General features: G+C 62.5%; 25 protein-coding genes, 1 tRNA gene and 2 pseudogenes. 6 read left to right on the top strand and 22 right to left on the bottom strand.

Translation table 11 applies throughout. The features are described 5' to 3' along the window. Positions 1-10: 10 nt before the first annotated feature. Together LB556_RS03305 and tig are read right to left on the bottom strand one after the other, a co-directional pair. A complete protein-coding gene (locus tag LB556_RS03305; RefSeq protein ID WP_224563568.1) occupies positions 11-532 on the bottom strand; it encodes a hypothetical protein in 522 nt (173 codons plus the stop codon). Between the two features lie 160 nt (positions 533-692). Further along, positions 693-2,168: a trigger factor gene (tig, locus tag LB556_RS03310; RefSeq protein ID WP_224563589.1), complete on the bottom strand. Its 1,476-nt coding sequence runs from the start codon at positions 2,166-2,168 to the stop codon at positions 693-695. Positions 2,169-2,529: 361 nt separating this feature from the next. Here tig and LB556_RS03315 point away from each other — a divergent pair. Beyond that, a tRNA-Leu gene (locus tag LB556_RS03315) sits at positions 2,530-2,612 on the top strand. 113 nt (positions 2,613-2,725) lie between these two features. On the opposite strand, the pseudogene LB556_RS03320 reads toward LB556_RS03315, so the two are convergent. Together LB556_RS03320 and LB556_RS03325 are read right to left on the bottom strand one after the other, a co-directional pair. Continuing rightward, positions 2,726-3,309 (bottom strand): annotated as a pseudogene (locus tag LB556_RS03320) (GDYXXLXY domain-containing protein). Then, positions 3,306-4,424: a DUF2157 domain-containing protein gene (locus LB556_RS03325; protein ID WP_224563592.1), complete on the bottom strand. Its 1,119-nt coding sequence runs from the start codon at positions 4,422-4,424 to the stop codon at positions 3,306-3,308. Before LB556_RS03325 ends, LB556_RS03320 begins: the two are co-directional and overlap by 4 nt. Positions 4,425-4,657: 233 nt before the next feature. Here LB556_RS03325 and LB556_RS03330 point away from each other — a divergent pair, with 233 nt between their 5' ends. Further along, positions 4,658-4,798, top strand: a complete 141-nt coding sequence (locus tag LB556_RS03330; RefSeq protein WP_013531315.1) for a DUF1127 domain-containing protein — start codon at positions 4,658-4,660, stop codon at positions 4,796-4,798. 48 nt (positions 4,799-4,846) lie between these two features. Next, positions 4,847-4,987, top strand: coding sequence for a DUF1127 domain-containing protein (locus LB556_RS03335; RefSeq protein ID WP_135904405.1), 141 nt, complete (start codon positions 4,847-4,849; stop codon positions 4,985-4,987). Positions 4,988-5,037: 50 nt separating this feature from the next. Here the strand turns inward: LB556_RS03335 and LB556_RS03340 are convergent, their stop codons facing one another. Continuing rightward, a complete protein-coding gene (locus LB556_RS03340) occupies positions 5,038-5,217 on the bottom strand; it encodes a hypothetical protein (protein ID WP_224563594.1) in 180 nt (59 codons plus the stop codon). Positions 5,218-5,550: 333 nt separating this feature from the next. Here LB556_RS03340 and trmFO point away from each other — a divergent pair, with 333 nt between their 5' ends. Next, entirely contained in the window at positions 5,551-6,963 is a 1,413-nt protein-coding gene (trmFO, locus tag LB556_RS03345) for a methylenetetrahydrofolate--tRNA-(uracil(54)-C(5))-methyltransferase (FADH(2)-oxidizing) TrmFO (RefSeq protein WP_224563596.1), read from the top strand. Positions 6,964-6,967: 4 nt separating this feature from the next. Continuing rightward, a complete protein-coding gene (locus tag LB556_RS03350; protein ID WP_224563598.1) occupies positions 6,968-7,513 on the top strand; it encodes a hypothetical protein in 546 nt (181 codons plus the stop codon). 8 nt (positions 7,514-7,521) lie between these two features. Here LB556_RS03350 and LB556_RS03355 read toward each other — a convergent pair whose 3' ends face one another. From LB556_RS03355 to yajC, 6 genes are all read right to left on the bottom strand, one after another. Beyond that, entirely contained in the window at positions 7,522-8,472 is a 951-nt protein-coding gene (locus tag LB556_RS03355) for a sterol desaturase family protein (protein WP_224563600.1), read from the bottom strand. Further along, complete coding sequence (locus tag LB556_RS03360; RefSeq protein WP_318011256.1) at positions 8,472-8,894, bottom strand: hypothetical protein; 423 nt, start codon at positions 8,892-8,894, stop codon at positions 8,472-8,474. Before LB556_RS03360 ends, LB556_RS03355 begins: the two co-directional genes overlap by 1 nt. A gap of 89 nt (positions 8,895-8,983) precedes the next feature. Continuing rightward, positions 8,984-9,832, bottom strand: a complete 849-nt coding sequence (locus LB556_RS03365) for a phytoene/squalene synthase family protein (protein ID WP_224563605.1) — start codon at positions 9,830-9,832, stop codon at positions 8,984-8,986. 1 nt (position 9,833) lies between these two features. Continuing rightward, complete coding sequence (locus tag LB556_RS03370) at positions 9,834-10,226, bottom strand: Mth938-like domain-containing protein (RefSeq protein WP_224563882.1); 393 nt, start codon at positions 10,224-10,226, stop codon at positions 9,834-9,836. Positions 10,227-10,254: 28 nt separating this feature from the next. Further along, the gene (gene secDF / locus LB556_RS03375; RefSeq protein WP_224563607.1) at positions 10,255-12,804 is read right to left on the bottom strand and encodes a protein translocase subunit SecDF; all 2,550 of its coding nucleotides are present in this window, start codon (positions 12,802-12,804) and stop codon (positions 10,255-10,257) included. A gap of 51 nt (positions 12,805-12,855) precedes the next feature. Continuing rightward, on the bottom strand, positions 12,856-13,197 hold the full coding sequence (yajC, locus tag LB556_RS03380; RefSeq protein WP_010909882.1) for a preprotein translocase subunit YajC: 342 nt from the start codon (positions 13,195-13,197) through the stop codon (positions 12,856-12,858). Between the two features lie 289 nt (positions 13,198-13,486). On the opposite strand from yajC, the gene LB556_RS03385 reads away from it, so the two are divergent. After that, positions 13,487-14,362: an ATP-binding protein gene (locus LB556_RS03385; RefSeq protein WP_224563609.1), complete on the top strand. Its 876-nt coding sequence runs from the start codon at positions 13,487-13,489 to the stop codon at positions 14,360-14,362. Between the two features lie 49 nt (positions 14,363-14,411). On the opposite strand, the pseudogene fusA reads toward LB556_RS03385, so the two are convergent. The 11 genes and pseudogenes from fusA to nagZ form a co-directional block, all read right to left on the bottom strand. Then, positions 14,412-15,323, bottom strand: a pseudogene (gene fusA / locus LB556_RS03390) (elongation factor G); the annotation flags it as partial. A 118-nt stretch (positions 15,324-15,441) separates the two neighbouring features. Beyond that, positions 15,442-16,968: a peptidoglycan DD-metalloendopeptidase family protein gene (locus LB556_RS03395; RefSeq protein WP_224563612.1), complete on the bottom strand. Its 1,527-nt coding sequence runs from the start codon at positions 16,966-16,968 to the stop codon at positions 15,442-15,444. Between the two features lie 165 nt (positions 16,969-17,133). Then, a complete protein-coding gene (locus tag LB556_RS03400; RefSeq protein WP_224563616.1) occupies positions 17,134-17,793 on the bottom strand; it encodes a protein-L-isoaspartate(D-aspartate) O-methyltransferase in 660 nt (219 codons plus the stop codon). Next, positions 17,790-18,548, bottom strand: coding sequence for a 5'/3'-nucleotidase SurE (gene surE / locus LB556_RS03405; RefSeq protein ID WP_224563619.1), 759 nt, complete (start codon positions 18,546-18,548; stop codon positions 17,790-17,792). Before surE ends, LB556_RS03400 begins: the two co-directional genes overlap by 4 nt. Beyond that, on the bottom strand, positions 18,548-19,852 hold the full coding sequence (gene serS, locus LB556_RS03410; protein ID WP_224563622.1) for a serine--tRNA ligase: 1,305 nt from the start codon (positions 19,850-19,852) through the stop codon (positions 18,548-18,550). Before serS ends, surE begins: the two co-directional genes overlap by 1 nt. A 104-nt stretch (positions 19,853-19,956) precedes the next feature. Beyond that, on the bottom strand, positions 19,957-20,832 hold the full coding sequence (tatC, locus tag LB556_RS03415) for a twin-arginine translocase subunit TatC (RefSeq protein WP_224563626.1): 876 nt from the start codon (positions 20,830-20,832) through the stop codon (positions 19,957-19,959). Continuing rightward, positions 20,829-21,584, bottom strand: coding sequence for a Sec-independent protein translocase protein TatB (gene tatB / locus LB556_RS03420; protein ID WP_224563629.1), 756 nt, complete (start codon positions 21,582-21,584; stop codon positions 20,829-20,831). Before tatB ends, tatC begins: the two co-directional genes overlap by 4 nt. 29 nt (positions 21,585-21,613) lie before the next feature. Next, positions 21,614-21,835 (bottom strand): twin-arginine translocase TatA/TatE family subunit, encoded by a 222-nt coding sequence (locus LB556_RS03425; RefSeq protein WP_149905444.1) that lies wholly within the window; start codon positions 21,833-21,835, stop codon positions 21,614-21,616. Between the two features lie 179 nt (positions 21,836-22,014). Further along, the gene (gene scpB, locus LB556_RS03430) at positions 22,015-22,782 is read right to left on the bottom strand and encodes an SMC-Scp complex subunit ScpB (protein WP_224563632.1); all 768 of its coding nucleotides are present in this window, start codon (positions 22,780-22,782) and stop codon (positions 22,015-22,017) included. Further along, a complete protein-coding gene (locus LB556_RS03435; protein ID WP_224563885.1) occupies positions 22,779-23,582 on the bottom strand; it encodes a segregation and condensation protein A in 804 nt (267 codons plus the stop codon). Before LB556_RS03435 ends, scpB begins: the two co-directional genes overlap by 4 nt. Positions 23,583-23,643: 61 nt before the next feature. Then, positions 23,644-24,663 (bottom strand): beta-N-acetylhexosaminidase, encoded by a 1,020-nt coding sequence (nagZ, locus tag LB556_RS03440; protein ID WP_224563634.1) that lies wholly within the window; start codon positions 24,661-24,663, stop codon positions 23,644-23,646. Positions 24,664-24,757: the final 94 nt, after the last annotated feature.

Genomic DNA, 24,757 nt, shown 5'->3' on the forward strand with positions numbered 1-24,757 from the left:
GCAGGCCAGGTCATGGCGGGTCGGTGTCGCAGCTTCCGGCAAGCTGGCCGACGGCGTCGTTCAGCCCTGCGAGGTCGAAGTCCGCCTGGCCGCGACCTGACAACAAACCGAACCGCCAGGAGAGCAACAGCCGGCTGGCGGGAACAAGACGCCTGACGCCGTCGGCACCGTCGCGCGTCAGCATTCTGCCGCGTGGCCCGACCGACCAGCTCTCGTCGAACTTGCCGCCGCCGTCGACGGTAAGCGACATGGTGATCTTGCGACTGGCCGAAACCGCGTCATTCAATTGCAGCCATTCGGTCCAGCGCGGTTCGCCACCTGTATGGCAGGCAATGGTCAAGACCGGGCTGTAGCTCAACGCTCCGCCGCCCGTGATCAGTTTGTTGGTGGCATGGAGCGAAGCCGTCGCTAGCCCGTCACCCGTGGTGAAACGCCAGCTGGCGGCAGTCGCGTTGGCGTAGGCGACATCGCAGGCAAAGAGCAGAACAAGCGAGAAGGCGAGAGCACGCCCCGTTTCGAAGAATTGGCTCAACGCCCCCTCCAGGAACCGTAAGGTTGCAGCACAAGCGCAGATAGTGACCAACGCTTCGTATCGCTAGGGCCGCTTCCCGCGAAGCCAGTCGGCTGTTGCAGTTTCGCAACGAAAAAGGCCGCCCCGGGGCGGCCTTGATCTATTCCGTCAGCTGCGAAGCTTATTCGGCGTCCTTGGCAGCCTTTTTCTTCGGTGCCGCCTTCTTCTTCGGCTCTTCCGCGTCGTCGGCCTTCTGATCGTCCGCCTTCTTCGCGGCGGCCTTTTTGGCCGGCTTCGCCTTGGTCGCGGTCTCGGCCTCCTCGTCGTCGGCCATCAGCTCTTCCTTGCTGACCTTGACGTCGGTGACCGAGATCTGTTCGAGCAGGTGGTCGACCACCTTCTCCTCGAACATCGGCGCCCTGAGCGCATTGAGCGCCTCCGGATTGCTGCGGTAGTACTCGAAGGCTTCCTGCTGCTGATTGGCCGGGAAGCGGCGAACCTGCTCGAACAGGCCGCGCTGCAGCTCCTCGTCGGACACCGTGACACCGGCCTTTTCACCGATCTCGGCCAGCACTAGGCCAAGGCGCACGCGGCGCTCGGCAAGGCGCATGTATTCGGCGCGCGCCTCTTCCTCGGTCGTCTCTTCGTCGGCGAAGGTGCGGCCGGCGGCCTCCAGGTCACGGTTGACCTGCGCCCAGATATTGTTGAACTCCGCCTCGACGAGCTTCGACGGCGCCTCGAACGAATAGGCCGCATCAAGCTGGTCGAGCAACTGGCGCTTGACCTTCTGGCGCGTCATCGAGCCGAACTGGTTCTCGATCTGGCCGCGCACGATGTCACGCAGGCGCTCCAGCGACTCCAGGCCAAGGTTCTTGGCGGTCTCGTCGTTGATTTCCAGTTCGCCCGGCTTCGACACTTCCTTGACGGTGACGTCGAAGGTCGCTTCCTTGCCGGCCAGATGCGCCGCCTGATAGTTTTCCGGGAAGGTCACGGTGACCTGCTTCTCGTCGCCGGCCTTGGTGCCGATCAGCTGTTCCTCGAAGCCCGGAATGAACTCCTTGGAGCCCAGCACCAGCGGCTGGTCGTTGCCGGCGCCGCCAGCAAAGGCCTCGCCGTCGATCTTGCCGACATAATCGATGCTGACGCGATCGCCCTCGGCGGCCTTGCCGGTCTTCGGCTCATAGCTGCGCGCCGATTCGGCGACACGCTTGACCTGATCGTCGATTTCCGAATCCGGAACGTCGAACACCTGGCGCGTCACCTTGATGTCGGAGAAATCCTTGATCTCGATCGCCGGAATGACCTCATAGTTGAGGCGGAACTCGAAGTCGGCGCCGCCGGCCAGGATCTTCTCGGCTTCCTTCTCGTCCTCGGTCATGATGACCTCGGGCTGCATGGCGGCCTTCTCGCCGCGCCCGGTGATGATGGAACGAGTCGAATCGTTGAGGATCTCGTTGACCACCTCGGCCATGAACGACTTGCCGTAGACCTTGCGCAAGTGCTGCACCGGCACCTTGCCCGGACGGAAGCCGTTGATGCGGACCTTGTTGCGGGCATCCGACAGCCGAGCCATCAGCTTGGCTTCCATATCACCGGCCGGCACGGTGATCTTGATCTCGCGCTTGAGACCGGAATTGAGTGTTTCGGTGACCTGCATCGTAAAACCTTTGTTTTCACCAATGAGACTGCCAAACGGCTCCCTGCCGTTCACAGCCTGCCGGTAATTCTTGCCGGGAATGGCTTTTGGTACGGAACCTGGCGATTTGACCGGAAATACGGCTCAAACTCTTCCAAACTGCGTCCCAAAATGTGAATAAGTTCTTGTTTTTCCTACTTCTTATCACATCTTGCAGAAGCGGATCGTCGCGTCCCGTCACATTTGACACGCCTTTTGTCACAGGCGAGGCTAATTTTCAACAGTCTTCGCGTTTAGGCGAATAACCAACATTCCGGCCCTGAACCCGACATCTTGTCTCCGACATTGACAGAATGATGGCTACATGGGATTGCCGGGTCATGCGGGTATGGCGGAACTGGTAGACGCACCAGATTTAGGTTCTGGCGAGAGATCGTGGGGGTTCGAGTCCCTCTACCCGCACCACCCTTCGCTCTTCGAGCTTCGGATGGCACGCCATACGGAGTTGGCAAGACGAAGGAACGTCTTCCGAAGCCTTGGCTAGGGAGGACCGGCGGCGTTGCCGGACGTCCCACGACCTAATAAAGCGGCTCCTCGAACAGCGTCTTGTCGCCATCCAGCAAAGCCTTGATCTGTGCCGTGCCGTCGGCGGCGAGCGCCAGCTTGATCCCGAATGGCCGCACCCGCATGTCGTTCTGGATCGCCAGCCCCTCGCCTTCCGGCAGGTAAAAGCGTTCGATGCCGTACTCAGGAGCGATCGTCGCTGCCTCGCTGCGCAGATCCCAACCCGCGGCGACATGCCCCGATATGTCGGCCTCTTCGGCGCCGGCCGGTGTCGGCGCCTTGCCGAACCAGGCTGTGGTTGGCATCCAGTAGCCGTCGGCGCCTTTCTTTAGCCTGACGATGATCGGCGTGGCGTCGCTGACTGTTTGTCCGGCGGAATGTTGGCGATCATCTTCGCCGGTATGCGCGAGATGTCATAGCCGAGGATGATATAGTCGCCGCGCAAGAGGTCACGAGGGTCGACCGGCTCGATCTTCAGCAGCACTTCCTTGCCGTTGCGAAGGATCGCCGCTCGTCCGGCGATGATCCAGCCCAGGAATCCGATCTGGACAAACGCCAGCGCCAATGCCGAGATGACAAGCCTCTTTCCGGTCATCATGCCGTGGCTCCCCCGATCATCGGGCCCTTCATGCGTTTTTCGACGCGGATGATGACAATCGCGAGAATGCCGAGCAGCACCGCGGCGGCAAGGAAGAAACCGGCGGTGTCGAGCATCGACTGCAAAGTCACGACGTAGATGATGGCGAGTTCGAAGGCGAAGCCGAGATAGGCGAGCCAGCGCAGCCCCCGGCTCTCGCGCCCTGCCAGCACGATAGCCGCGACGATGCCGGCAAGTGCCGCGACCGAGGCAATGGTGAAGCCGCTGTTGTAAGTGCTTTCGTCGGCCAGTTCGAACTGGATGATGGCCAGGCCGGTGAGGAAGCCAAGCAAAGCGTGCAGAGGCAAGCGGCCACCAAGCTGCACGATCCTGTCGACTGGTGCCGATGCGAAGACGGCAGCCGCGAAAAGGACGACAGAGGCAATGACCAGGGGGATCGCCACCGGCAGCGTCGCATGACTTCCGGCCAACAGCACCAGATAGAAGAGCACGGACAGAACAATCAGGTGCCTCGCCGGCTGGCTGCGGGTCCAGAACGAGACGGCAAACAGCACAACCGCCATGACGACGAAGGCATGGGGAAAATCGCTGCGGCTGTAGTAGTCGAACCCTTTGAGGAATAGCCAGGCATCGGCGATGCCGACCGCGGCCACGGTCAGCGGGTTGGAGCGCAGCGCTACCGCCGCCAACGCCGTGCCGGCGCCCCAGGTGACCAGCGCCGAAGCCTCGTCGCCGGACAAATGATACATCTGGCCAATCAGTGCGATCGAACCGCCGAACGCCGCCGCTGCCACGATCCAAAGCGCTTCGCCGATTGCAGCATGGTCGCGTGCCTTCAGCACGGCACCGCCGACATAGCCGGCGAGGATGATGGCAAAGAGGGCGGCCACCCGCGCCAGCCGCGGAATCGCTTCCCAATTGGCGGCGACGAAGATCAGAATGGCCGCGCCAAAAAGCAGGGCCGCCATCATCGCCAGGATCGAGCCGAAGCTGAGTGACTTGCGCGTATCGGCGTCGACATCACGCGTCAGCAGATCAGCCGTGGAGCCGTCAATCAATCCAGCCTGTCGCCATCGCTCGATGTCGGCTCTGACGCGTGTCGAATAGCCCGCCATGTCCTCCCTCCCCACCTTGTCGTCTTTTAGCCGACGCAGCCAAGCCGTTGACGTTGCGGCACTTTCTGATTCTGGCTTCTTTGTGTCAGGTTCGTGAAGCCGCGTTAATGTTGCATTGCACAATTTGCATTGCTGCCATGCAGCCATAGCGCTTTTAAATCGATATGGGTCCCCCTATTTATGCTTCGTACACAAACGGAATGATCCGCAAGAAAGACGAAACGAGAACTACCATGAACCTGATCCGCAACTACCGCAACTGGCGCCGCTACCGGGACACCGTCTCCGAGCTGAGCCGCCTGAGCAACCGTGAACTGACCGACCTCGGCATCAGCCGCAGCGACATTCCTTACGTCGCTCGCAAGGCGGTCTAATCCTTCGGACCGCGAATGGTCCGAACCAGTTTTGAGAAGAGCATGACAATGAACCTAATCCGCAACTATCGTAACTGGCGCGTTTATCGCGAGACGGTTACCGAGTTGGGTCGCCTTTCGAACCGCCAGCTGCATGACCTCGGTATCGTCCGCGACGAAATCAAGATCGTTGCCCGCAAGGCGATCTAGTTAAGGAATTTCGCTGGGGTCGACCTCCTCCCCGACCCGAGCGAAGACGGTCAGCCCTTATCCTCCTCCCAAGGGTTGACCACCAAAACGGCGCCCGCCGCACCTCCTCCCGCGGCGGGCGTTGTTTCCCCGGGCAAACGGATTTTGTCCAGAGGTTTCGCGCTCTTTAAAAATGCGAAAAGAATTTCGTCAAAGCCGACCTCCTCCCCGGCGATGACGAATAGGCCCAACCTTCACCTCCTCCCGAGGGTTGGCCACCCAAACGGCGCCCGCCGCACCTCCTCCCGCGGCGGGCGTTGTTTTCTTAGGGCGAAACGAATTTTGCCCCAGAGGCCTCGCCCTCTTTAAAATGCGAAAGGAATTTCGTCTGAGCCGACCTCCTCCCCGGCGACGACGAATACGGTCGGCCTTCACCTCCTCCCGAGGGTCGACCCCCAAAACGACACCCGCCGGACCTCCTCCCCCGGCGGGTGTTGTTGTTTTAAGCGGCTTTCCCGACCAGCGCTCACGTTGCCGCCGCGCGACAATTGCAATCGCGACGGCAAGCGATTATTCCGGCAGCCATGAAAAATCCGATCCACATCATCGGCGGCGGGCTCGCCGGTTCCGAAGCCGCCTGGCAGGCTGCCGAGGCGGGCGTCCCCGTCATCCTGCATGAAATGCGCCCGGTTCGCGGCACCGATGCGCACAAGACCGATGGCTTGGCCGAACTCGTCTGTTCCAATTCCTTCCGCTCCGATGACGCCGAAAACAACGCCGTTGGCCTGCTGCATGCCGAGATGCGGCTGGCCGGCTCGCTGATCATGAGCGCCGGCGACGCCAACCAGGTGCCGGCCGGCGGCGCACTGGCCGTCGACCGCGACGGTTTTTCCGACGCGGTGACGAAAAAGCTCGAAGCACACCCGCTGATCATCATCGAGCGCGAAGAAGTTCCCGGCCTGCCGCCCGCGGACTGGGATCAGGCGATCATCGCCACGGGCCCGCTGACCGCGCCATCGCTTGCCCAGTCGATCGCGGAAGCGACCGGCGCCGACGCGCTCGCCTTCTTCGATGCCATCGCGCCGATCATCCATTTCGACACGATCGACATGGAGACCTGCTGGTTCCAGTCGCGCTACGACAAGGTCGGGCCGGGCGGCACCGGCAAGGATTATATCAATTGCCCGATGGACAAGGACCAGTACCTGGCCTTCGTGCAGGCGCTGGTCGACGGCCAGAAGACCGAGTTCAAGCAATGGGAAGGCACGCCCTATTTCGACGGCTGCCTGCCGATCGAGATCATGGCCGAGCGCGGCGTCGAGACGCTGCGCTACGGACCGATGAAGCCGATGGGCCTGACCAACCAGCACAACCCGACGGTCAAAGCCTATGCCGTCGTCCAGCTGCGGCAGGATAATGCGCTGGGCACGCTCTACAACATGGTCGGTTTTCAGACCAAGCTGAAGCACGCCGAGCAGGTGCGCATCTTCCGCACCATCCCTGGCCTGGAGAACGCCGACTTCGCCCGTCTCGGCGGTCTGCACCGCAACACCTACATCAATTCGCCGACCTTGCTCGACGCCTCGCTGCAGCTGAAGTCGCGCCCCGGCCTGCGCTTTGCCGGCCAGATCACCGGTTGCGAGGGCTATGTCGAAAGTGCCGCGATCGGCCTGCTCGCGGGCCGCTTCGCCGCCGCCGAGCGACTCGGCCACGCACCGTCCCTGCCGCCGCTCACTACGGCCTTCGGCGCCCTGCTCAACCACATCACCGGTGGCCATATCGTTTCGGACGACGAACCGGGCAAGCGTTCTTTCCAGCCGATGAACGTCAATTTCGGCCTCTTCCCGCCGATGGAAGCGGTAAAGGTCGAAGGCAAGCGTCTGCGCGGCAAGGACAAGACGATCGCGAAGCGGCATGCCATCACGTCGCGTGCGCGGACCGACTGCCGGCAATGGCTGGGTTTGCCGGCGCCGGCAGCGCAAGCCGCTGCGGAATAGCCACGTGCCTGGATTCGAATTCGGCACGATCCCCCAGCTTCTGCCACCGGGTTGGCGGGAGAGCGAAAAAACGTTCGCAGGTAACTACGAAATTTTCTGGAGCCTCTACATCAGGTGCAACAACATGCGGAAGTTGCGCAAAATTCATATACCGGCGCTTGAGGCTCTAATCGGCCAGCCCCATGGAGGCAAAGGCTGGGTGTTCGAAGACGAAGACCATAATGAGGACCGAGATCGAAGCTTGCAAAGGATCGTTGCGGTGCAGCGCCTCAACGGCTCGTACAATAACCAGTTCCTCCTCGATTTCATGCAGACGCTGTATTCGCTCTCGCCGTCCTGGACCATCCAAGCGCGCCTTGATCCAGCACATCCTAAAGGGGTCTACGTCAATGCTCGATTTGCACGAGAAACAGCCCCTGAGGCACCGGCGGTTGTCGATGCAATGGTAGAGTTGGAAGGCAGTTTCACGGGCGCCATCGTTGGTGAATCCGGACGTTACCTCGGTACGGGTCAACGCATCGGCGGTGATCCTGAAGCCGACGGATCGTGATAGATTAGTTACTCCGCCGGCTCTGCTCCCGCCACCGGCAGCCCCGGCTTCCCCGCCTCACCTGGATTCCTCCTGACATAAGCCGCCTTCAAACTCGCCGACGTCTCTCGCGAGCCGTCATGGCTCCAGCCCGGCGGTTTGATCAGGTAGTTGAGACGCTGGCGCAACGTCAGCCCTGGCGAAATCGCATCCGCGAACATGCCGGCCCATTCGTGGAACGCCACCTTCAGCGGGTTGAAGGTGCCGATGTTCCTGACGATCCCGTAACGCGGCCGATCTTCCTCCAACTCCTCGACGAAGGTGCCGAACATGCGGTCCCAGATGATCAGCGTGCCGGCATAATTGGTGTCGAGATAGCGCGGGTTGGTGGCATGGTGGACACGGTGATGTGACGGCGTATTGAAGATGAACTCGAACCAGCCCCACATCTTGCCGATCGTCTCGGTGTGGATCCAGAACTGCCAAACCAGGTTGAAGCCGAAGGTGAAGGCAATCACCGCCGGATGGAAACCAAGCAGCACCAGCGGCGCCTGCAGCACGAACATGAAGGTGAACAGGCCGGTCCAGCTTTGCCGTAGCGCGGTCGACAAATTGTAATGCTGGCTCGAATGGTGGTTGACGTGCTCGGCCCACACCCAGCGGACCCGGTGTGCAATGCGGTGGTAGACATAGTAGCGCAGATCGTCGAGCAGGAAGGCGGCCAGGAACACCCAGACCGAAAGGCCGAGATTGAAGACGCGGAACTGCCAGAGCCATAGCAGCGCCCAATAGGATACGACGCCGAGCAGGAGCCCGGCAACGACATTGCCGGTGCCCATCATCAGGCTGGTCAAGGTGTCGCGCGTCTCGAACGAACCCCTGGCGCGACCGGTGCGCACCAGCCATAGCTCGATCAGGATCGCTGCGACGAAAAAAGGAATGGCCAACTGGGTGACCTGCGGAAAATCGTAGCTGTCCATTACGCGGCCTCCTCAGTGGAACTCGTGTCTCGCGGGCCGAGAGCGTTCAGCATGGCCTGCGCGTCGGCGGCGTTGGCAAAGCGAAAGCGGCCGCCCTTCCAGGTGAAGTCCGTCAGCCGCATCAGAATTGTGTTCGCCTCATCAGCTTTGGACATCGCAACGTCCGCGGCGGCGACGATACGCGTCAAGAAACAGTCGCCGATACCGTGAACGATGCCGACGCGCCCTCGCCCGATATCTAGAAAGGCGGTCCGGGCATCCGCCGTCAGACGGACTGCCGTGATTGCCTCATCGGGAAAATCCTCGGCGAAACGGCGCAGAGCTTCATCCCGGCTGTCCAGAGTGGCCATCTTGCTGCCGCCGGTGAAATGCACGGCGGCAACCGACAGCGCAATGCCTAGCACGACGATCGCGACCAGCACGGGCAAGCTCATGGATTTCCCTCCGCGCCAGCCTGTCGTCTTCGGCGACAGTACTCGGCACCGAGTCCTTAACATGATTGACGTTTACGTCAAAGCGCCGGCCAGCCCCTGCCTGCACGACGCAGCAGCAACCAATGCCGGCGCACCGCCGACAGCCGTGCCACGTCACCGAGCGGTGAGTGGTGCGAGCCGTCCATCTTGTCGAGATAAGCGCGTGACAGCGCCAGAGGCAGGAATGCCGGACGCAGGGCCCCCGGCAACGCGGCGGCGCCTTGCTCGAAGGCGGAAAGGTGTTCGTGCGCCAGCGCGATCATCGCCGCCACGGCGCGCCGGGCGCCAGGCCCGCCATCGCCGGCAACAAATTCTTCCGGCGACGAGCCCGCCGCGGCCAGGATGTCAGCCGGAATAAAACACTGACCGCGCCTGCGGTGCAGCGGCAACAGAAGCAGAAGGCCCGTCATCGCCTGCGCGCAACCCGCCCTGCCCGCCAGTTCGGCGAACTTTGGCGCCTCGACGGGATCGAGCACCATTGCCGCGAGTTGGATCAGCGCGGCTGCCGTCTCGCCGCAATAGCCCTCCAGATCGGTACGCGACGGCATCGGATCATCGTAGAGATCGAAGATGCGTGCCTCGAGCATGTTCTCGAAGGCCAGTTTCGGCAGCTTGAACGCTGCAATGGTGGCGTTCAGGGTTTCGGCAACGGGATGGCCCGCACCCGCCTCACCGCCGGCGGCGATCACATCACGCCACCATTGCAGCCGTACCTCGCCGGGCAACGCCTCATGGATGCGGTCACGGATGCCAGCGACCTCGGCATTGAAGGCGTAGAGCGAAAACAGCGCGCCGCGCTTGTCGGCAGGCGCATAGAGCGCGCTGAGATAGCGATCACGATCGGCGGCGCGCACCGCGTCCATGACGATTTTGGCGTTCTGCGGCATATCAATCGACGGCGATGAGCGCGGCGGCCACGGCGCGGTCTTCCGCCAGAAGAACATTGTAGGTCCGCACCGCGGCCCCGGTCGACATCGGGTCGGACGCAATGCCGGCCTCTTTCAGCGTGGCCCGCAGCGCCGCCGGCAAGGGTCGCAAATCCTTGCCCATGCCCACCAGGAGGATCTCGACCTTGTCGGCTTCGGCCAGGAGCTTGTCGAAATCCGCTGCTGTCAGCGCCAGCGGGTTAGCCGGCTCCCAGCCGTGGATACCGGACGGCAGGCACATGAGCGAGCCGCGATGCGACATGTCGGCAAAGCGGAATCCGCCATTGCCGTAGGCCTCGATCGGTGCGCGGCCGGGGAAATGCGCCTCGCGGATGACGATGCCTTTGCCGGTCACCACTCTGTCACCCCCTCGGGGCCGCGCGTCAGGTCGCGACAGCCTTGCCGCCGTTGACCGGCTTTTCCTCATCGGTCGAAGCCTGCGGCCGCAGCTTGAACAGGATGAGCAATGGCGCCGCGATGAAGATCGACGAATACGTGCCGAACACGACGCCGAACAGCATCGCCAATGTGAAGGAGCGGATCACTTCGCCGCCGAACAGCACCAGCGCCAGCAGTGCCAAGCTGGTCGTCACCGACGTCAGCGTCGTTCTCGACAACGTCTCGTTGATGGCGTTGTTCAACAGTTGCGGCAACGGCATTCGCTTGTATTTTCGCAAATCCTCGCGGACGCGGTCATAGACGACGATCGTGTCGTTCAGCGAATAACCGATGATGGTCAGGATCGCCGCGAGTGACGACTGGTTGAATTCGAGCCCGGTGATGACGAAGAAACCGAGGGTCATGACCACATCGTGCACCGTCGCGACGATGGCGCCGACCGCGAACTGCCACTCGAAGCGGAACCAGACATAGACCAGGATGCCGATGAGCGCGACGATCATGGCAATCGTGCCTTGCTTGGCCAACTCGCCGGAAACCGTCGGACCCACCACTTCGACGCGGCGGAAATTATACTGATCCTGCAGCTCGCCGCGCACCTTGTCGATCACGGTCTGTTCGGCATTTTCACCGGCGTCTTGCGTGCCGACGCGGATCAGCACGTCGTTGGGCGCACCGAACTGCTGCACCTGCACTTCGCCGATGTTCAGTTCCGTCAATCGGCTGCGGATATCGCCGAGATTGGCGTCGCCGCTCTTGGACTGCACCTCGATCAGCGAGCCGCCCTTGAAATCGATGCCGTAATTGATACCGACGCTCATGAACAACACGACGGACAGTATCGACAACGTGCTCGACAGCGCGAACGTCCACCGGCGGATGCCCATGAACGGAATTTTCGTGCCCGGTGGAACGAAGGTCACCGGTGCTTTCGGCAATTCCTTCGGACGCGCGCGACGAAGCCAGATGGAGACCAGCAGGCGGGTGAAGGTGAAAGCGGTGAAGACCGTGGTCAGGATGCCGATGGCATAGGTAATGGCAAAGCCCTTCACCGGCCCGGTACCGAGATAGAACAGCACCACCGTCGCAATGAGCGACGTGACGTTGGAATCGACGATGGTCGCCAGCGCCTTCGAGAAGCCGGTATCGATTGCCTGGATCACCGAGCGGCCGGCGCGTCGCTCCTCGCGGATACGCTCGTAGATCAGCACGTTGGAATCGACCGCCATGCCGATGGTCAGCACGATACCGGCAATACCAGGCAAGGTCAGCGTCGCCCCGAGCAGCGACAGCAGCCCGACGATCATCGCCACGTGCACCGCCAGCGCGATGTTGGCGATGAAGCCGAGGAAGCCGTAGGAGACGAACATGAATGCCACGACGAGGATCGAACCGATGATGCCGGCAACCTTGCCCGCATGAATCGAATCCTGGCCCAGGCCCGGCCCCACGGTGCGTTCCTCAATGACGGTCAGCGTCGCCGGCAGCGCGCCAGCGCGCAGCAGCACGGCCAGGTCGTTGGCGCTCTGGGCGGTGAAATTGCCCGAGATCTGGCCCGTGCCGCCGAGGATCGGCTCGCGGATCTGCGGCGCCGAGATCACCTGGTTGTCGAGGATGATGGCGAACAGCTTGCCGACATTCTGCGCTGTTGCCTGGCCGAAGCGTGCGGCGCCCTTCGAATCGAAGCGGAACGAAACCACCGGCTCGTTGTTCTGCGAATTGTATGTCGCCTGCGCGTCGACGAGGTTTTCACCCGACACGATGACACGGTTCTCGATCAGGTAGGGAACCGGCGGATCGTCCTGCGAATAGAGCACCGAATCGCCGGCCGGCGGACGTCCCTTGAGGGCGTCCTGCACCGGCATCGACTGGTCGACCATCTGGAAGGTCAGCTTCGCGGTCTGGCCGAGGATTTCCTTCAGCCGCTGCGGATCCTGCAGCCCAGGCACCTGGACGAGGATGCGGTCGTCACCTTGCCGCTGCACGATAGGCTCTGTCGTGCCGAGTTCGTTGACGCGGCGCTGGACCACTTCGATCGACTGTTCCAGTGCGGTCGCTGTGCGGTATTTGATGCCGGCGTCGGTGACGGTGAACTTGAGCAGGCCGGGCTCCGAATCGTCCAGTGACATTTCCTGGATGGAGCCGCCGGTGAAGAGGCCGGCGGCGACGGGATCCGTCAAGCTCTTCAAAGCCTTCTTTGCGGCATCGAGCTGGGCTGGATCGGTGATGCGGACCTGCAAGGTCCGGCCCGTGCCGGCAAGGCCGGTATATCCGATCTTGGCATCGCGCAGCATTGTTCGGATTTCATCGCGCGCCGTCTCCAGCCGATCCTTGATCAGATCGTTCTGGTTCATCTCCAGCAGGATGTGCGAACCGCCCTGCAGGTCGAGGCCGAGCGTCATCTGCCGCTTCGGCACCCAACTCGGGAGCTGGGCAAGCGTGCTGGCGGGGAACAGGTTTGGCGCGGCGAGGATCACTGTGGCGGCCACTGCCAGCCAGATCAGGATCATCTTGAAGCGCGAGAAATAAAGCATATGGCGTCGTCCGTCAGAGCGTGTCCGCGGATCGCTCCGCCTGGAATTTGGTTATTTCTTGGCGTTCTGGTTCGCGACCGGTTCGCCCTTGACGCGCACGTCGGCGATCGTCGAGCGCAGCGCCGTCACCTTGGTGCCGCCGCCGAGGTCGATCTCCAGCTCGTTGTCGTCGATCACCTTCGTCACCTTGCCGACGAAACCGCCGCCGGTGACGACCGTGTCGCCGCGACGAACCGCCGCCAGCATCTCGCCGCGCTTCTTCAGTTGCGTGCGCTGCGGGCGGATGATCAGAAAATACATGATCACGAAAATCAGGACAAACGGCAAAATGCTGATGAACATATCGGGAGAGGCGCCGCCGATGCCTTGAGCGTATGCCGGTGTCACGAACATCGAGGTACTCCTGAACTTTTGAAAAGCAGCCGCCAAACGGTTGAGCGAGATTTGGCGGCCCCGCGAAATTTGGCCGGAATATAGTCGGTAAAGTTGTCAATGCAACTGCGCGGCCGGGCAAATCGGCTGCTTTTCCGGCCTGTTTAGCCGTGTTAGAGCAGGATCACGAAAGCCGAGACCCGGTTTTCGCAAAAGATCACGTTCGAACAAATGGTTGCGACCGGTTTCGAAACCGCTGGAATCGAACCGCTCCGCCTGCCACCGCAAGAACCAAGCAAAAAGACCTGACATGACCGATACCAGCATCGACGCCTTGAACCAGAAACTCGATCGGCTGATCGAGGCGGTCGGCCGCCTCGCTCCGCCGCCGGTGCCTGAAACCGACCTCGACATGGCCGATTGCTTCGTCTGGCAGGCCGATCCCGGCTATCTGGAGCCGGTGCGCAAGGTGAACCGCGTCGACATCGGCCTGATCCGCGGTGTCGACCGCGTCCGCGACATCCTCGTCGACAACACCGAGCGCTTCGCCGCCGGCTTTGCCGCCAACAACGTCCTGTTGTGGGGCGCGCGCGGCATGGGCAAATCGTCGCTGGTCAAGGCCGTGCATGCCGAGATCAACGCCAAGGCCAAATCCGGCCTGCCGCTGAAGCTGATCGAAATCCATCGCGAGGACATCGACACGCTGCCGAAGCTGATGGGCTTGCTGAAGGCGGCTGCTTTCCGCGTCATCCTGTTTTGCGACGACCTGTCCTTCGATCATGACGACACGTCCTACAAGTCGCTGAAGGCGGCGCTTGAAGGCGGCGTCGAGGGTCGCCCGGCCAACGTCATCTTCTACGCCACGTCGAACCGCCGCCACCTGCTGCCGCGCGACATGATCGACAATGAGCGCTCGACCGCCATCAACCCGTCCGAAGCGGTCGAGGAGAAGGTCTCGCTGTCCGACCGTTTCGGCCTGTGGCTCGGCTTCCACAAATGCTCGCAGGACGAATATCTCGACATGGTCAATGGTTATGCCACCCACCATGGCCTCGACATCGACCCCGAGCAGCTGCGGGCGGAAGCGCTGGAATGGGCGACGACACGCGGCAGCCGCTCGGGCCGCGTCGCCTGGCAGTTCACGCAGGACCTGGCCGGCCGGCTCGGCAAACCGCTGAAGGACTAGGTCGAGACTTAGTCAGCTGATCCAGGCAAATGACCATGGAGACCGGAGTTCAGGCGATGGCCATGGCGGCCGACGGGTCGCTGTCGTCGGGCGGTAGAGGAACGGTGGCGTATCCGGCATAGCTGGCACTCAGGCGTGCCTGCCCTTTCGAATGTGAAAGGAGTGCATCCTCCAGCTTGAACATGTTGGCCAACGGCACTGTGGCGTTGATGACGGCGGCCAGGTCATGGGTTTCCCTACCGCGGATCTGGCCGCGACGGCTGTGCAGTTCTGCGATGACGCTGCCGACGTGGATTTCTGGCGCCACCACTTCGATCTTCATGATCGGCTCAAGCAGCTGCACGCCAAGCTTGGGTGCCGCTTCACGGAAGCAGGCGCGGCCGGCGATTTCGAAGGCAAGCAACGAGGAGTATACGTCGTGGTAGGCGCCGTCGATCAGCGTCGCCTTGACGCCGATCATCGGAAATCCGGCGAACGGGCCGGACGTCATGACGCTGTTGATACCCTTTTCGACACCTGAGATGTATTCGTTCGGCACGGCACCGCCGACGATCTTGGTCTCGAACTGGAGCTCGCTGCTGTCCGGATTCGGTTCGAAGAGGATCTTGACGCGAGCGAACTGCCAGGTACCGCCGGTATGCTTATCGTGCGTGTAGTCCTGCTCGTGCTTGCGCGTGATCGTCTCGCGATGGGCCACCTGCGGTGCGCCGACATTGACCTCGACCTTGAACTGGCGACGCATGCGGTCGACGATGGTGTCGAGGTCAAGTTCGCTCATGCCCGAAATAATCGTCTGGCCGGATTCTTCGTCGGTCTTGACGCGGAAGGAAGGGTCCTCGTCGACCAGTTCAGACAAAGCGACAAGCAACTTCTCCCGATTGGCCTTCGACTTAGCCTCGATCGCGACTTGCAGCAAAGGCCATGGCGCGGCAGGGTTTTCCATCATGTCGATAGGATCGCAGGTTGGCTAGTTGTCTGCAACGGATCGAACTCGACTGAAAAAGCCCGCTCCTTGCGGAACGGGCTGAGCCGGCGGGCCGGACTGGAGGTCAGGCGGACCGCATATCGCTTCTTTTCTTCTATTCGAGATAGGCTGACGGATCGACCGGAGCCGAATTCTTGCGCACTTCGAAGTGCAGCTTCGGCGAGTCCGTCGTGCCGCTCATGCCCGACAGCGCGATTTCCTGGCCGCGCTTGACCTTCTGGCCACGCTGGACCTCGATCGAGCTGGCGTGACCATAGACGGTGACCAGACCATTCTCGTGGCGCACCAGCACGGTGTTGCCGAATTCCTTCAGGCCGTCGCCGGCATAGATGACCACGCCGTTCTCGGCCGCCTTGACCGGCGTGCCAGTTGGCACGGCGATGTCGACGCCGTCCTTGCCGGATCCGAAACCGGAAATCACCCGGCCACGGACGGGCCAGCGCATCTTGCCGATCCCGGTGGCACCCGGCGCCACCGCGTCGTCATCCTCTGCCTGCTGGATGACTTTCGCGTCCTTCTTCGGCGGCGTATAGGAGGCCAGCGTTTCCGAAGGCGTGGCCTTTGCCGCCGGCTGCGTCGTGGCGGTGGTGACCGGATCGACCTTCGCCGGCTTGGCGCTGGCGACCGTACCCGTTCCGCCGGCCGGCACCTTCAAGGTCTGGCCGATTTTCAGCATGCCATCCTTCATGCCATTGGCCTGCTTCAGAGCAACGACGCCGACACCGGTCTTCCTGGCGATGGAGGACATCGTGTCGCCCGACTGCACCGTATAGGTGCCGGCGGCGCCGGTCACCCGGGCCACCTGCGCCGGCTTGGGTTCCTTGGGTTGGTTCGCCGCGGCCGACGCATCGACCTGGGCGGCGGACTTGCCCTCCTTCAGCTTCGGCTGCTGCGGCAGCACGGCCACCTTGTCCGGCACGCTGGCCGGCAGATCGTGCTTGCCGTCCTTGACCGGCTTTGCGTCGGCAATCCTCGGCTCGGCCTTGCTTGAGTAGCCATAGGCCGGAATGACGATCTTCTGGCCGCTCTTCAGCCCCTTGGTCGGGCTCAGGCCATTCACCTTCATGATGACATCGGCGGGCACCTTGTAATGCGCCGCCAGGCCGGAAATGGTTTCGCCGTCCCTGACGACGATTTCGGTCGCGTGTGGCCTGCCTGCCTGGGCCATCTTCGGCTCGTCGGGCTGGGCATTCTTGAAGGGCTTCGCGGCCGGCGTGACAGTGCCGGTCGTCGTGCTGTCGACGTGAGGAGCGGGCCGAACGAGGGCCGGCGCCGATGCAACCCGCACCGGATTGGCGGCAGGCGCGAGCGCCGGCGCGGCCTGGGCTGAAGCCGGCGGCGGCAACGGCCGGCTCGAAACCGGCTCAAGGCTGGAACGGGTCACCGACTGCGTGTGGCTGCCGTCGAGCGGAGCGGCGGACACATCGCCGGGATAAGGCTGCACCGCATCCTGCTTGTTGATGATGGCGCGCTGATTGTTGGTCGAGGAGGTGAAGACGTCGTCGACACTGTTGAACCGCGAAGCCTGGGAACTGCACCCTGCCGCCGCGCCCGCAATCATCAAGACGGCGCACCCTCGCGCCAGATTGCGACTATTTGCTTTCAAAACACTGAGTTGCATCGCACTGACCCGCACAAACTCTGCACCAACTGGACGGGATTAAAGCGCGTTAATGTTACTGGGCAGTTAACCCATTAGAATCCGACAAAAATTTTCTTAAAACATTTGGGAACGGTCAGCGCCACGGATACCAAGACCCGGAAGCGACCGGCAGCCGGCCCGAAGCTAGATGACTGCTGCCAAACTGCGCAGGATCGGTTGCAGCCGGACCATGCCGATATCCTCGCGTTCGAAACGGCTGCCGACTTTGGTGAGCTTGGCCAGCACCTGCTCGCCCTCCTCCGGCCCTATCGGTGCGATGACGATACCGCCGCTCGACAACTGGTCGAGCAGGAAACGCGGCAGGCTGTCGAATGCCGCCCAGGCCACGATGCGGTCGAACGGGCCTTCATTGGGCAATCCGTTGGAAGCATCGGCCTGCCGCACGATGGCATTGCCGATACCGAGCGCCTCGAAACGCTGCCGGGCTTGCTCGACCAGCGTCTTGTAACGATCGACGGTCACGACCCGCGACGCCAGCCGCGACATGACCGCCGATGTGTAGCCGGAGCCGGTGCCGATCTCGAGCACGCGGTTTCCCGCTTCGATGGCGAGTGCGGCGATCACCGCCGCCTGCATGTCAGCCCCTTCGATCGCTTCGCCGCATTCGATCGGCAGCATGCGGTCGGACCAGGCGATCTGGTGGAACTGCGCCGCCAGGAAGCCGCGCCGCGGCGTCGCCTCGAACGCCGCGATCAGCGCCTTCGGCACGGTCCCCCTGCCGCGCAGGCGCAGCAGGAAAGCGGCAAATCCTTCGCGGTCATCGATTGGAACGCCTTGGCTCATGCAAGCGCCTTGCTCAGCTGGTCACGGATCTCATGCGCGGTAAGGTCAAGCTGCAACGGCGTCACCGACACCAGCCTGTTGCGCAGGGCAAAGAGGTCGGTTCCCTGCTTGCCCTCGACCGGCTCGCGGCCGAAGCGCAGCCAGTAATAAGGCAGGCCGCGCCCGTCGCGACGCTCGTCGACCCACAGGCTGTGCACCAGCTTGCCCTGCGTGGTGACCACCGTGCCGGCCACTTCCTCGGGAAGGCAGTTCGGAAAATTGACGTTGAGCAGCACACCGTCGGGCAGCGGCGCCGCGACCAGCTTCTTCAGCAGCGCCGGCGCCAGCGCCTCGGTGGTCTCGTAGGCGACGACACGGTCCTCGCCGACATAGCTGTAGCCCTGGCTGAGCGCGATCGACCTGATACCGAGCAAAGCGCCTTCCATGGCGCCTGCGACGGTGCCCGAATAGGTCACGTCATCGGCGATGTTGGCGCCCGAATTGATGCCGGACAGGATAAGGTCCGGCGCGCCGGGCAGGATCTTCTTGACGCCCATGATGACGCAGTCGGTCGGCGTGCCACGCACGGCGAAATGCTTCTCGCCTATCTTGCGCAGCCGCAGTGGTTCCGAGATCGACAGCGAATGCGCGTAGCCGGACTGGTCCTGCTCCGGCGCCACCACCCAGACATCGTCGGAAAGTGTGCGGGCGACGCGCTCCAGCGAAGCCAAGCCCTCGGCATGAATGCCGTCGTCATTGGTCAGGAGGGTGCGCATTATTTCGATTCGATCTTTTCCAGGCCGCCCATGTAAGGCCGCAGCACTTCAGGAATGGTTACGCTGCCATCTTCATTCTGGTAGTTTTCGATGACAGCAATAAGCGCGCGGCCGACAGCAGTGCCCGAACCGTTGAGCGTATGGACGAAACGGTTGCCCTTGCCGTCCTTGTCCCTGTAGCGGGCATCCATGCGGCGCGCCTGGAAATCGCCGCAGACCGAGCAGGACGAGATTTCGCGATAGGCGTTCTGGCCGGGCAGCCAGACCTCGATGTCGTAGGTCTTGCGCGCGCCAAACCCCATGTCGCCAGTGCACAGCACCATGGTGCGGAACGGCAGACCGAGCCGCTTCAAGACTTCCTCGGCGCATTGCGTCATCCGCTCATGCTCGGCGAGCGACGACTCCTGGTCGGTGATCGACACCAGTTCGACCTTGTAGAATTGGTGCTGGCGCAGCATGCCACGCGTGTCGCGCCCGGCCGAGCCCGCCTCCGAGCGGAAGCACGGCGTCAGCGCGGTGTAGCGCAGCGGCAGCTTTTCATGCGCGGTGATTTCCTCGCGTACGAGGTTGGTGAGCGGCACTTCGGCGGTAGGGATCAGGCCAAGCCTGCCCTCCCCGTGCGACGTGAAGAACAAATCCTCCTCGAATTTCGGCAACTGGTTGGTGCCGAACAGAACGTCGTCCTTCACCATCAGCGGCGGGATGACTTCTTCATAGCCGTGTTCGGTCGTGTGCAGGTCGAGCATGAACTGGCCGAGCGCGCGCTCCATCCGCGCCAGGCCGCCCTTGAGCACGGTGAAGCGCGAGCCCGACAGCTTTGCCGCGCGCTCGAAATCCATCATGCCGAGCGTTTCGCCGATCTCGAAATGCTCCTTCACCCAGTTCGGCCGCGTCGGTATCTCGCCGACGACGTGCTTGACCACATTGTCGTGCTCGTCCTTGCCGACCGGCACGTCGTCGAGCGGCACATTGGGCAGCACCGCCAGCGCGTCGTTCAGCGCCTTGTCGAGTTCACGCTCGCGTGCCTCGCCGTTCTGGATGAAGGTCTTGATCTCGCCGACCTCCGCTTTCAGTCTTTCGGCGAGCGCCGCGTCACCCGAGCGCATGGCGTTGCCGATCTCCTTGGAGGCGGCATTGCGGCGTTCCTGCTTGGTCTGCAGCTCGGTGACGTGCTCGCGCCGCGCCTCGTCCGTGGCGATCAGCCCGTCTACCGCGGACTGCGCCTCAGCCGACGGCCACGAGCGCTTGGTGAGCGCCTCGACAAGGGCCTTCGGGTTGTCGCGAATCCATTTGATGTCAAGCATGGTTTGAACGCTCCTGAGCTAAGCTCCGAGGGCGTAAACCGCATCCTTGATCGATGCAAGATGAGGCCGGGCGGCGGTTGTGGTTTTCCGCCGCCGCTGGCGTCTTACGAGGCAGCAGACGCCGGAGGCTCGTCCGGGGCCTTGTCCGCGACGGTTTCCTCGGCGTCCTGCTTCTCGCGCGCCCGGCGCTCGCGCTCCTGGCTGCGTTCGATGAGGCGGGACGACCAGATGGCGATCTCGTAGAGCAGGATGGTCGGGATGGCCAGGCCGATCTGGCTCATCGGATCGGGTGGCGTCAGCACGGCGGCAACGACGAAGGCGATGACGATCGCCCATTTGCGCTTTTCGGCCAAGGCCTTGGACGAGAGCATGCCGACGCGTGTCATCAGGCTCGTCACCACCGGCAACTGGAACACCAGGCCGAAGGAGAAGATCAGCGTCATGATCAGGCTGAGATATTCCGACACTTTCGGCAGCAGCGAAATCTGCACCTGCTCGTCCGTGCCCGTCTGCTGCATGGCAAGGAAGAACCACATCACCATCGGCGTGAAGAAGAAATAGACCAGCGAAGCGCCCATAAGGAACAGGACGGGCGATGCGATCAGGAACGGCAGGAAGGCGTTTCGCTCGTTCTTGTAGAGGCCGGGTGCGATGAATTTGTAGATCTGCGTGGCGATCAGCGGAAACGCGATGACCATGCCGCCAAACATCGCCAGCTTGACCTGGGTGAAGAAGAATTCCTGCGGCGCGGTGTAGATCAGTTCGACCTTGTGTGGGTCGAGTCCCGCCCATTTCGTCGCCCATTTGAACGGGATGACCAGAAGGTTGAACAGCCTCTTGGCAAAGAAGAAGCAGACCAGGAAGGCTACGAAGAAGCCACCGAGCGACCAGATCAGCCGCCTGCGCAGCTCGATCAGGTGCTCCATCAGAGGCGCCGACGATTTTTCGATCTCGTCCTTTTCCTTGTCCGAAACGCTCACTTGGCGGCTCCAGCCGTCTTTTTGGTCACCTGCTTCTTCGCCGGAGCAGGCTTCGGTCCGGCCTTTGCAGGCGCCTTGGCAGCAGGCGCCTTGGCCACGGCAGGCTTCGTCACAGCCGCGGCTTCAGGCTTTGCCACCGTGGCGGCCTTCGTCGGCGCCTTGGGTTCGGCCTTTGCCTTCACCGCAGTTGTGGATGTCAAGGCCCTGGACGAGGCTTTCGCAGCCGGTGCCGTCTTGGCGGTTTTCCTGCCTGCGGATGCCTTCGGCGCAACGACAGGCTCCGTGGATGCCGCCACCACCGGTTCATCGGTCATTGCCGGGGAAATCGGGGCGGGTGTCGCGGCTTCGGGCCCATTGACCCCAGGCATGATCGTCGCGCCGTTCTTCAACGGCTCGGCCGCCTGTGGCGTCGAAGCGGCAGGGGCCGACGGATCGGCGGCCGGCTTCGGCTTCATCGCCGCGTCCACGCCTGCGCGCACATCGGCGGCGGCCTGCTCGAACGGATTGAGCTGCTTCCGGATTTCGGCAACCGGGCTTAGCCCCCTGAGTTCGTCGACCGACTTCTTCACGTCGTCGAGCTCGGCTTCCTTCAATGCCTCGTTGAACTGCTTCTGGAAGTCGGCGGCCATGGCGCGCAGCTTCGCCGTCGTGCGGCCGAAGGTGCGCAGCATGTTGGGCAAATCCTTCGGCCCGACGACAACGATCATGACGATCGCGATCACCAGCATTTCGGTCCAGCCGACTTCAAACATGGCAATCTGTTCCGACTAGAATTTTTGGCTCAGCTCTTGCTGGCCTTTTCCTTCACGCCCGAAACAGTCTCGTCGGCACGATGCTCGACGGTACGCTTGTCGTCGGCAACGTCGTCGTCGGCCATGCCCTTCTTGAAGCTCTTGATGCCCTTGGCCATATCGCCCATCAGCTCGGGAATCTTGCCCCGGCCGAACACCAGAAGCACGATGACCAGCACGATCATCCAGTGCCAAATCGAAAATGAACCCATAGCAAATCTCTCTCGAATGTTTTCCCTGGCGATGATCTATGCGTTTTCGCGTTGGGATTCAAACACAACCGCGACAGAGTTTATGAAAGGGCGTCGGATGTCACCCATTTTCAGCGATGCTGCCCGCTACCAAACGGCGCATGTAAAGCCGCAAGAAAGCTTTTTATAGGCGGTCGTGGTCAATCTTCCGTGACGCGCGGCGTCAGCAGACCGAGTTCCTCGAGATCGATGTCGGTCAGCGGATCCTCGTCCTCGGTCAGCGCGTCGGGATCGGCCGGCGGCTGCGGAATGGAGAAGTTCGACGGCATGCGGCCCGAAAGCAGGCCGGCGCCCTTCAGTTCCTCCATACCCGGAAGATCGCGGATCTCCTCGAGCGCGAAATGGTCGAGGAAGGTCCCGGTAGTGCCATATGTGACAGGGCGGCCAGGCGTTTTGCGCCGGCCGCGCATGCGCACCCATTCCGTCTCGAGCAGCGTATCCAGCGTCCCCTTCGAGGTTTCGACGCCTCTGATATCCTCGATCTCCGCGCGCGTCACCGGCTGGTGATAGGCAATGATTGCCAGCACTTCGAGCGCCGCCCGCGACAGCTTGCGCTGCTGCACCGTGTCGCGGCTCATCAGGAACGCCAGGTCGCCGGCGGTGCGGAACGCCCAGGCGTCGCCCACCCGCACCAGATTGACTCCGCGGCGCGCATAAATCTGCTGCAGTTCGGCCATGGCCGCCGCGACATTGATGCCATCGGGAAGCCGGGCGGCGAGCTGCTTTTCGCTGACAGGCTCGGCGCTGGCAAACACGATCGCCTCGGCCATGCGCACGGCTTCCGCCATGTGAAGGCGTTCGGCTGGATTCTGCGCCGGGTTCTGGGCCGAAGCCTGGCCGATCTCGCCCGCTTCCGGCTCGTCGTCCATCTTGAAAGGGATAACCGAAGCGTTGGCGCGTTCGCTCATGATGCCACCTCGACTGCCTTGACTGTCTGTGCGCGATGGTCGCGCAGATAGATCGGTGCGAACACCTCATCCTGCCGCATATCCACCTTGCGCTCGCGCACCAGTTCCAGTGTGGCCGCGAACGAACTGGCGATCGCGGTGCGCCGCTCTTGCGGGCTGGTCAGATATTGAATGAGAAAGCTGTCCAGCGTCGTCCAGTCGCGCAACGAGCCGATCAGCCGGATCAGGATGTCGCGGGCATCCTTGAGTGACCAGACGCCGCGCCGGGCGATCGTCACATTGGTGATCGCCTGCTTCTGCCGCTGCTGGGCATAGGCGGTCAAGAGGTCGTAAAGCGAAGCCGAATAGGTGTTGCGCTTCTCGACGATGACCATTTCCGGCATGCCGCGCCCGAACACGTCACGGCCGAGCCGGTTGCGGTTGACCAGCCGCGCCGCCGCGTCACGCATGGCTTCGAGCCGCTTCAGCCGGAACTGCAGCACCGCCGCCAGTTCCTCACCGCTTTCGCCTTCTTCGCCTGGCTGCTTGGGAATCAGGAGCTTGGATTTGAGAAAGGCCAGCCACGCCGCCATCACCAGATAGTCGGCGGCCAGTTCCAGCCGCAACGTCCTCGCCGCCTCGATGAAGGCCAGATACTGTTCGGCCAGCGCCAGGATGGAGATACGCGCCAGATCGACCTTCTGGTTGCGGGCAAGATGCAAGAGCAGATCGAGCGGGCCTTCGAAGCCGGCCACGTCGACGACCAGCGAGGGGTCGCCCGTCAACCGTGAATCATCGTTCTCGGCCCACAGGCGGTCCATCGGTGCAGCCTTCGCGGCCTTGCTTTCCAATGATTCCGCCACTGCCTCTCACTTCCCCTTGCTAGGCCACCGCATCGAAATAGGTGGCAAATTCGGCACGAATCTCGGTTTCTTCGGCCGCGTCGCGTTTGCTTATATAGGTCATCGCCCGCTTGGCGCGCTCCAGCGGCTTGCCCTCAAGCCCTGTCGTGCGCGATGCAACGCCCGCCATCTCCTCGAAAACACCGTTGCAGTGAAGGACCAGATCGCAGCCCGCCGCAAGGATCGAGGCCGCCTTTGTCGGGAAATCCCCAGAAAGTGCCTTCATCGAGGTATCGTCGCTCATCAGCAGTCCATCGAAGCCGATCTCGCGGCGGATGATCTCGTCTATGACCTTGCCGGACGTGGTCGCCGGGTTCTTGGGATCGATCGCGCTGTAGACGACATGCGCGGTCATCGCCATCGGCAGATGGTTGAGCTCGCGGAACGGAGCAAAGTCGTGCCGTTGCAGATCGCCGAGCGAAGCGTCGACGACAGGCAATTCGAAATGCGTATCGGCAAACGCGCGGCCGTGCCCTGGAATGTGTTTCATCACGGGCAGCACGCCGCCCGACATCAGGCCTTCGGCCGCCGCGCGGCCGAGTTCGATGACCGGACGCGGGTCCTTGCCATAGGCGCGCGCGCCGATGACATCGCTGGCCCCTTCGATCGGCACGTCGAGCACCGGCAGGCAATCCGCTGATATGCCGTAGCGCAGCAGGTCGAAGGCATGCAGCCGCGCCATCAGCCAGGCGGCGCGGGCGCCGGCATCGTGATCGTCGCGCCACAGCGCCCCGAGCGCACCACCAGAGGGATAGTTCGGCGCCAGCGGCGGCCGCAGCCGTTGCACCCGGCCGCCTTCCTGGTCGATGAACACCAGCGCGTCGGGCCGTCCGATACAGTCACGCATTTCGGCGACCAGATCGCGGATTTGCTCGGCTTCGCCGATGTTGCGGGCAAACAGGATGAAGGCCCACGGGCATTCATTGCGATAGAAATTGATTTCTTCGCGGGTGAGCGATTTCCCGGCACAGCCGAGGATCATGGATTTTGATTCGGTCATTTCACAAGTCTAGGGCTTCGCGCCGTCGAAGGGAATCATCCTTGACCACATGCGCAGGACCGCAAAACATGCTTCCACATGAAAGCATCACGCA

The sequence above is a fragment of the Mesorhizobium sp. ES1-4 genome, from assembly GCF_020164745.1.
Taxonomy (GTDB): domain Bacteria; phylum Pseudomonadota; class Alphaproteobacteria; order Rhizobiales; family Rhizobiaceae; genus Mesorhizobium.